This is a genomic window from Mycobacterium sp. 1165178.9, assembly GCF_001673555.1.
Classification (GTDB): Bacteria; Actinomycetota; Actinomycetes; order Mycobacteriales; family Mycobacteriaceae; genus Mycobacterium.
This window is the reverse complement of sequence record NZ_LZMB01000332.1, coordinates 1-8,848: the sequence shown is the minus strand read 5'-3', so window position 1 is coordinate 8,848 and position 8,848 is coordinate 1. Positions and strand designations below refer to the sequence as shown.

General features: G+C 68.3%; 1 protein-coding gene. It reads right to left on the bottom strand.

Features of this window, described 5'->3' with window-relative positions; translation table 11 throughout:
- The coding region (locus A5652_RS14490) for a non-ribosomal peptide synthetase (protein ID WP_232001195.1) at nucleotides 1–8,848 on the bottom strand (8,848 nt) is incomplete at both ends.

The window sequence follows — 8,848 nt, the reverse complement described above, 5'->3', positions numbered from 1 at the left end:
CACCCGTCGAGCACGAACAACGCCGCCCCCGGCACCGGCGACCCGATCGACGGCGCACCCGACCCCGCAGTCAACGGCGGGCTGACCGACGCGCACATCGTCGTTTCGGTGGGGCCGTAGCCGTTGAGCATCACCCGCCCGGGCGCCGCCCACCGATCCACCACCTCGGCCGGACAAGCCTCGCCAGCCACCACCAGCGCCGTCGACTCCAAACGATCCGGTGACAGCATGGCCACCGCCGACGGGGTCTGGAAAAGTACGCGGACCTGTTCAGCAACCAGCAGGGCGTGGAGATCTTCCGGCGAGCCGGCCACCGACTCGGGCACGATCACTACTCGCCCACCACCGAGCAAAGGAACCCAGATCTCCCACAGCGAGAAATCGAAGGCATAGGAATGGCACTGCGCGAAAGCCTGCTCCGCCGGGGTGTAGGCAGCCAGGGACGCCATCATCTGGGCCATGCTGGCCTGGGTGACCGCGACTCCCTTGGGGACACCGGTGGTGCCCGAGGTGTAGATGAGGTAAGCGATATCTTCCGGGTCAGGCGTCGGCAGCCCGGTGCTCGGCTGCGAAGCCACAACGGGGTCGTCAACGTCGATGACCACCAAGCCGTGACCCTCCAGCCGGCCAAGCCGATCGGCGGTGGTGACCGCGGCGATCGGTGCGGCGTCGGCGAGTGTGAATTCGATCCGCGCCGCCGGCGCTCCGGGATCGATCGGCAGATACGCCGCCCCCGTCTTGAGCACGGCCAACATCGCCACGATCGCCTCGGCGGAACGGGAGAACAGCAGCGTCACGCACTCACCGGGGCGCGCGCCATGGCGAACCAACAAGTGCGCCAAACGATTTGCGGCCTCGTCGAGCTCGCGGTAGGTCAGTGACAGGCTGTCGGATACCAGCGCAACGGCATTCGGTGTGCGGGCCACCTGCGCGGCAACCGCCGCCGCCATCGACACCGGCGCGGTCCCCGGCTTGGTCAGCGCGGCCCGGTTACCGATCTCGTCCAGCCAGCCGCGCTCCGAGTCATCGAGCAGATCGATCGATGACAACGGCCAGGTGGGCTCGTCGGTGATCGCCGCGAGCACCCGCTCCAGCCGGCGCACTAACGCTTCGATGGTGTCCGCGTCGAAGACGTCTGTGCGGAATTCCACCGCCCCGCCGATCCCGGCGGGCGCTCCGTCCTCGCCGAAGCGCTCGGCCAGCGAGAAGGTCAGGTCCATGCGGGCGGCCTGGGTGTCCACCGGCAACGGCGTCACCTGCAGATCGCCCAGGACCAGACCGTCGGCGGCATTCTCGTAGCCCGGCAGGTTCTGCCAGGCCAACACCACCTGGACCAACGGATGATGGCTCAGGTTTCGGGTCGGGTTGAGCCGCTCCACCAACGCTTCAAAAGGCACGTGCTGGTTCTCGAACGCCTCCAAGCTGCGTGCCCGAACCTGGGCCAATATCTCCGCGGCGGTGGGATCCCCGCTGAGCTGCACCCGCAGGATCAAGGTGTTGATGAAAAAGCCAACCAAGTCGTCCAGGGCGGGATCGGTACGACCGGCGGCCGCGAATCCCACCGCCACGTCGGGGCTGGCGCTGATTTTGGAGAGCAACACCGCAAGCGCGGCCTGAACCACCATGAAGCTGGTCGTGTTGTGCTCCCCGGCCACCTGACGCACGCGTTGCTGCAGTTCGACGGGCCACTCCACGATCACGCTGCCCCCGCGCTGATCAGCGACCAGCGGATACGGCCGATCGGTAGGCAGCTGCAGGCGCTCGGGCATCCCGGCCAGCGCATCCTCCCAATAGGCCAACTGCGCCGCGATACGGCTGCTGCTGTCCTCGAGGTCGCCGAATTGGGCTCGCTGCCACAGCGTGTAGTCCACGTACTGGGCCGCCAGCGGCGCCCAGCCCGGGGCCTGCCCCGCACATCGGCTGGCGTAGGCCATACCCAGGTCGCGCGTCAGTGGGGTCATCGACCAACCATCGGCGGCGATGTGGTGCACCACGATCACCATCAGATGCTCATCGGGGGCGACCCTGAACAACCGCGCCCGGAAGGGAATGTCATTGGCCAAATCGAACGGCTGTAGCGCTGTCTCGCTGACGGCCTCTTCCAGCCGGCCGGCCGGCCAGGAGCTCGCGTCGATGACCTGCCATCCGAATTCGGCCCGCTCGGGCGCCATTACCAGCTGTTGCGGAACGCCCTCCGGCGCCGGGAAAAGCGTGCGCAGGCTCTCGTGGCGACGGACGACATCGACCAGCGCCGCACCCAAGACCTCGGGGTCCAACCGCCCGCTTAGCCGTAACGCCGCTGCCATGTTGTAGATCGGTGACGGGCCCTGGAGCTGATCCAGGAACCACATCCGGTTCTGGGCGAACGACAACGGCAGCACCGCGGGCCGCTCGCGCGCAACCAGCGGTTCCAGTCCGCCCGCGTCAGTCCCGATACGGGCCGACAACTGGGCCACGGTGGGCGCTTCAAACAAGACGCGCACCCCGAGCCCGGCATCCAGGCTGGCGTTGATAGCGGCGATGACCCGCATCGCGGACAGCGAATCTCCGCCCAGGTCGAAAAAGGAGTCATCGATGCTGACGTCCTCGAGTTCGAGGACGTGGGCGTAGATGCCGGCAAGGATCTCCTGGGTGGGGCTTTCCGGAGCGCGATACTCACCCGGGGTGTACTCCGGAGCCGGCAGGGCGCGGGTGTCGAGCTTGCCGTTGGGTGTCAGCGGCAGCGCCTCCAGAGCGATGAGCACCGTCGGCACCATGTAGGCCGGCAGCCGTTCGGCCAGCTCGGCGCGCGCCTGGACCGGCTCGGCAGTCCCGGTGACGTAACCCACCAATCGCTTGTTGCCCGGCCGGTCCTCGCGAACGATGACGACGGCCTGCTGCACCCCGTCGAGTGCGGCCAGCGCAGCTTGAACTTCACCGACCTCGATGCGATACCCGCGGATCTTGACCTGCTCGTCGGCACGCCCCATATACCGCAGCTGCCCGTCGGCGCCCCAGCACACCAAATCGCCGGTGCGGTACATGCGTGTTCCCACGCCGCCGAATGGACACGCCACAAACCGCGAGGCCGTCAAACCCGAGCGGCCCAGGTAGCCGGCCCCTACCCCGGCACCGGCCACAAACAGCTCCCCGACCACCCCCGGCGGCACCGGACGCAACCAACCGTCCAGCACGAACAGAGCCGCTCCCGAGACCGGCGACCCGATCGGCACGGCACCGGAGCCGGGCGTCAGCGGCGCGCTGATCGCCACACACATCGTGGTCTCGGTCGGCCCGTAGGCGTTCACCATCACCCGCCCGGGCGCCCACCGTTCCACCACCTCCGGCGGGCAAGCCTCGCCGGCCATCACCAAGGCGACCGACTCCAAGCCCTGCGGCGACAACACCGACACCGCCGATGGTGTCTCGGTCAACACGCTTACCCGCTCGCCGACCAGCACGTCGTGCCACGCCTCCGGTGCGCGCGCCACCGACTCGGGCACCACCACCAGTCGCCCACCGCGCAACAGCGCGCCGAAGATCTCCCACACCGAAACGTCGAACGCCAACGAGTGACTGTGCGCCCACACCCCCGTCGGCGGCAGGCCCGCGTTCAACGACGCCAACAGGTCGGTCACGCCACCGTGGGTGACCGCGACGCCCTTGGGCACTCCGGTGGTGCCGGAGGTGTAAATCAGATACGCGATATCCCCGGGCCCCGGCGCGGGTAGCCGGGTGCTGGGTTGTTCGTCAGCAGCCGCATCGTTGAGGTCGATGACCGGCAGACGATGGCCGTCCAGCCTTGACCGCAGGTCTGCGGTGGTGATGGCGGCCACCGGCTCGGCATCGCCGAGCATGAATCCGATCCGCGTTGTCGGCAGCGTCGGGTCGATCGGCAGATAAGCCGCCCCGGTCTTGAGCACCGCCAGAATCGCCATGACCGCCTCGGCCGAACGCTCCACCAGCAGCGCCACGTACCCACCGGGGCCCACGCGCTGATCAACCAGCAAGTGCGCCAACCGATTAGCGGCCGCATCGAGCGCGCGGTAGCTCCACGTCACCCCACCGCAACTGATCGCCACCGCGTCCGGGGCGCGCATCACCTGCGACTCGAACAGCGCCGGAATCGAGACCGACCCGGTCGCGGGCTGCGCCAACACCGCACGGTTGGCGCGCTCGTCGAGCCACGCGCGCTCGCGCTCGTCGAGCAGATCCACGGACGACAACCGCAGTGTCGGGTCGGCGGTCATCGCCATCAACACGCGCTCAAACCGCCCGACCAACGCAATGATGCTGTCCGCATCGAAGACATCGGTCCGAAACTCCACCGCTCCGCCGATTCCGGCGGGCTCACCGCCCTCGGTCCAACGTTCGGCCAGCGAAAACTCCAGATCCATCCGGGCGGTCTGGCTGTTGACGGGCAGCGGCGTCACGCGCAGATTGTCCAGGGCCAGCCCAGCGGCGGGGTCAGCGCTGACACCGGGCAGGTTCTGCCAGGCCAACATCACCTGGATCAGTGGATGATGCGTCATGCTCCGGGTGGGGTTGAGCCGCTCCACCAGCACCTCGAAGGGCACGTCTTGATGCTCGTAGGCGCTTAGGCTGCGCCGCCGGATCTGTGACAGCAGGTCGGCAAAGCTGGGGTCACCGGTCACATCGACACGAAGCACCAAGGTGTTGACGAAGAAGCCCACCAGCTCTTCCAGGGCAGGATCGGGGCGCCCGGCGATCGGGAAGCCCACGGCCACATCGGTGCTCGCGCTGATCTTGGACAGCAGCACCGCCAGGGCGGCCTGCACCACCATGAAACTGGTCGCGTTGTGCTCGCGAGCGACACTTTCCAGCCGCTGCTGCAGCTCCGCCGGCCACTGGATCGCCACACTGGCGCCGCGCTGGTCAGCCACCGGCGGGTAGGGCCGATCGGTGGGCAGGTCCAGGCGCTCAGGCATGCCGGCCAGCGCATCCTGCCAGTAGGCCAGCTGTGCGGCGATGCGGCTGCCGCTGTCGTCCAGGGCGCCGAGCTGCTCGCGTTGCCACAACGTGTAATCGGCATACTGCACCGCCAACGGCGCCCACCCGGGGGCATGCCCCGCACACCGGCCGGCATAAGCCACACCCAGATCACGCACCAGCGGCGTCAGCGACCAGCCGTCGGCGGCGATGTGGTGCACGACGGCCACCAGGACGTGTTCGTCACCGGCGACCCTGAAAAGGCATGCGCGCATGGGGATTTGGGCGCCTAGATCGAACCGGTGACGTGTCACCGCGGCGATCGCCTCGACCAGTTGGCCGTCCGGCCATCCGCTGGCATCAATGACCTGCCAGCCGAAGTCTGCCCGCTCGATGGGCACGACGACCTGCTGCGGCACGCCCTCGACCGCCGGGAACAGCGTGCGCAGGCTTTCGTGGCGGCCCACCACATCGGCCAGCGCCACACCCAGTGCGGCGGCATCGAGCTCGCCGTCCAGCCGCAACGCCGCCGCGATGTTGTACATCGGTGACGGTCCTTGGAACTGGTCGAGGAACCACAGGCGACTCTGGCCGAAGGACAACGGGACCACCGCCGCCCGCGCACCCGCGACCAACGGCGCAACCCTGTCCGCATTCCCGACGATCCGCGGTGCCAGCTGGGCGATCGTGGGCGCCTCGAACAAGGTACGCACCGGAAGGCCGGCGTCCAGACTGGCGTTGACCGCGGCGATGACCCGCATCGCGGACAGCGAGTCACCACCCAGGTCGAAGAACGAGTCGTCGACCCCGACGCGCTCGAATCCGAGGACCTGCGCGTAGATGCCGGCCAGGATCTCTTCGACCGCGTCACTGGGGGCGCGATATCCCCCCGCGGTGTAGTCGGGTGCCGGCAGGGCACGGGTGTCGAGCTTGCCGTTGGCGGTTATCGGCAGCGCCTCGAGCACCACCACCGCCGCCGGCACCATGTAGGGCGGCAGCCGCTCGCCCAGCACGCTGCGCGCAGCGGTCGGGTCGGCGCTGCCGGTCACATAACCCACCAGGCGCTTGTCACCCGGGCGATCCTCGCGGGCGATCACCGCCGCCTGTTCCACCCCCTCCAGCGCGGCCAGTGCGGAGCGCACCTCCCCGAGTTCGATGCGATACCCGCGGATCTTGACCTGCTCGTCGACACGCCCGAAATACCGCAGCTGCCCATCGGCGCCCCAGCACACCAAATCACCGGTGCGGTACATGCGTGTTCCCACGCCGCCGAACGGACACGCCACAAAGCGCGCCGCGGTGAGATCGGCCCGGCGCCAATACCCGAATCCGACGCCGCGGCCCGCCAAGTACAGCTCGCCGACCACCCCGCCGGCCACCGGACGCAACCAGGCGTCCAGCACGAAAAACGCCGCTCCCGCCACCGGCGAGCCAATCGGAGGGGCCCCCGAGCCCGCCCGCAACGGCGTGCTCTTCGACAACCACATCGTCGTCTCGGTCGGTCCGTAGACGTTGACCATGACGCGGCCGGGGGCCCACCGATCCACCAGCTCGGGCGGGCAGGGCTCGGCACCGATGACCAACGACGTCGACGGCAAACCCTCCGGTGACAGCATCGCCACCGCCGACGGAGTCTGGGTAAGGACGCTGACCCGCTCGTCGACCAATAGTGCGTGGAATTCTTCCGCGGAGCGCGCCACCGCGTCGGGCACCACAACCAGGCGTCCACCGTTGAGGAGCGCACCCCAGATCTCCCAGACCGAGAAGTCGAAGGCATAGGAGTGGAACTGCGTCCACACCTGGCCCGGGGCCCCCAGATCCACACCGATGTCCAGTCCGTCGAACAGCTGGGCAACGTTGTGCTGAGCGACCGCCACCCCCTTGGGCACCCCAGTAGTCCCGGAGGTGTAGATGATGTGGGCGGTCTCATCGGGGTGGGGCGCCGGCGGCGCGGTGGAGGGCTGAGCGTCGACAGCGGGGTCATCGACATCGATGACCGTCAGGCCGAATCCGTTCAGCCGCTCGGCCAAACCACCTGTGGTGATCGCGGCGATCGGGGCGGCGTCGCCAACCATGAACTCGATGCGCGCGCTCGGCAGCACCGGGTCGATCGGCAGATAGGCGGCCCCGGTTTTGAGCACCGCCAAAATCGCGATGATCGCCTCGGCCGACCGGGGAAATAGCAGGACCACCGACTGTCCCGGACCCACGCCGCGGTCAATCAGCAAGTGCGCCAACCGGTTACCGGCCTCGTCCAGTTGCCGGTAGGTCCATGACCGCTGACCACACACCAGCGCCACCGCATTTGGCGTGCGCCCCATTTGCTCGGCGAACACCGCCGGGACCGACGCTTTGCGAACCGGGCGGCTCAGCACCGCCCGGTTGCCCCACCGATCGAACCGGGCGTGTTCAGCCTCGGTGACCACATCCACCGACGACAGCGACCGTGCCGGATCGGCGGTCATCGCCGCTAACACCATCCGGAATCGTTCGATGAGCGCCTCGACGCTGGCCGCGTCGAACACGTCGGTGCGGAATTCCACTACCCCGCCGATCCCGGCAGGCGCGCCATCGTCGTCCCAACGTTCGGCCAACGAGAAGGTGAGGTCCATGCGGGCGGTCTGGGTGTCCACCGGCACCGGCGTGACCTCCAGATCACCCAGAGTCAACCCGGCGGCATTGCTGTCCTGCCAGGCGAAGTTCTGCCAACCCAGCAGCACCTGCACCAACGGGTGGTGGGTCATGCTGCGGGTCGGGTTGAGCCGCTCGACGAGCAGCTCGAAGGGCACGTCCTGGTGCTCGTAGGCGGCCAGACTGCGCCGCCGCACCTGCGCCAGCAGCTCGGCCACCGTGGGGTTTCCGGCCAGATCGACGCGCAGCACCAAGGTGTTGACGAAAAAGCCCACCAGGTCATCGAGCGCGGGGTCGCGACGCCCGGCGATCGGGAAGCCCACCGCCACATCGTTGCTGCCGCTGATCTTGGATAGCAGCGCGGCAAAGGCCGCCTGGACCACCATGAAGCTGGTGGCGCTGTGTTCGCGCGCCATCCGATGAACCTGGTGCTGCAAGTCGGCCGGCCACTGCACGCTTACCTGGGCACCGCGCTGATCGGCCACCATCGGGTAGGGCCGATCGGTGGGCAGCTCGAGGCGCTCCGGCATCCCCGCCAGCGCGTCCTGCCAGAAGGCCAACTGCGCGGCGATGGGGCTGGCGCCGTCGTCGAGGTCGCCTAGCTGACGCCGCTGCCACAGCGTGTAGTCGGCATACTGCACCGCCAAAGGTGGCCATCCGGGAGTCTGCCCAGCGCACCGGCTGGCGTACGCCATACCCAGGTCACGCACTAGCGGGGTGATCGACCAACCGTCGGCGGCGATGTGGTGCACCGCGGCCGCCAGCACGTGTTCTTCAGTGCTGATACGGAACAGCCGGGCCTGCAACGGGATCTCGTTCGCCAGGTCGAACGGGTGACGAGCCACGGCTTGGATCGCCTCGCTCAGTCGGCCTTCCGGCCACCCGCCGGCATCGACGACCTCCCACCCGAAGTCTGCTTGCTCGGCGGGGAGCAGCACCTGCCGGGGCATGCCCTCGACCGACACGAACAACGTCCGCAGGCTTTCATGACGGGCCACCACATCGGCCAGCGCCGCACCTAGCGCGTCGGCATCCAGCCACCCGGTCAGCCGCAACGCCATCGTCATGTTGTAGACCGGCGACGGCCCCTGGAACTGGTCGATGAACCACAACCGGTTCTGGGCGAAGGACAGTGGCACCACGTCGGGCCGCTCGGCCGCGACCAACGGCTCCAACCGACTCGCATCCCCACCGATATGGGGTGCCAATTCACCGATTGTGGGCGCCTCGAACAAGGTGCGCACCGAAAGGTCGGCACCCAGGCTGGCGTTGACTGCGGCAACTAGAC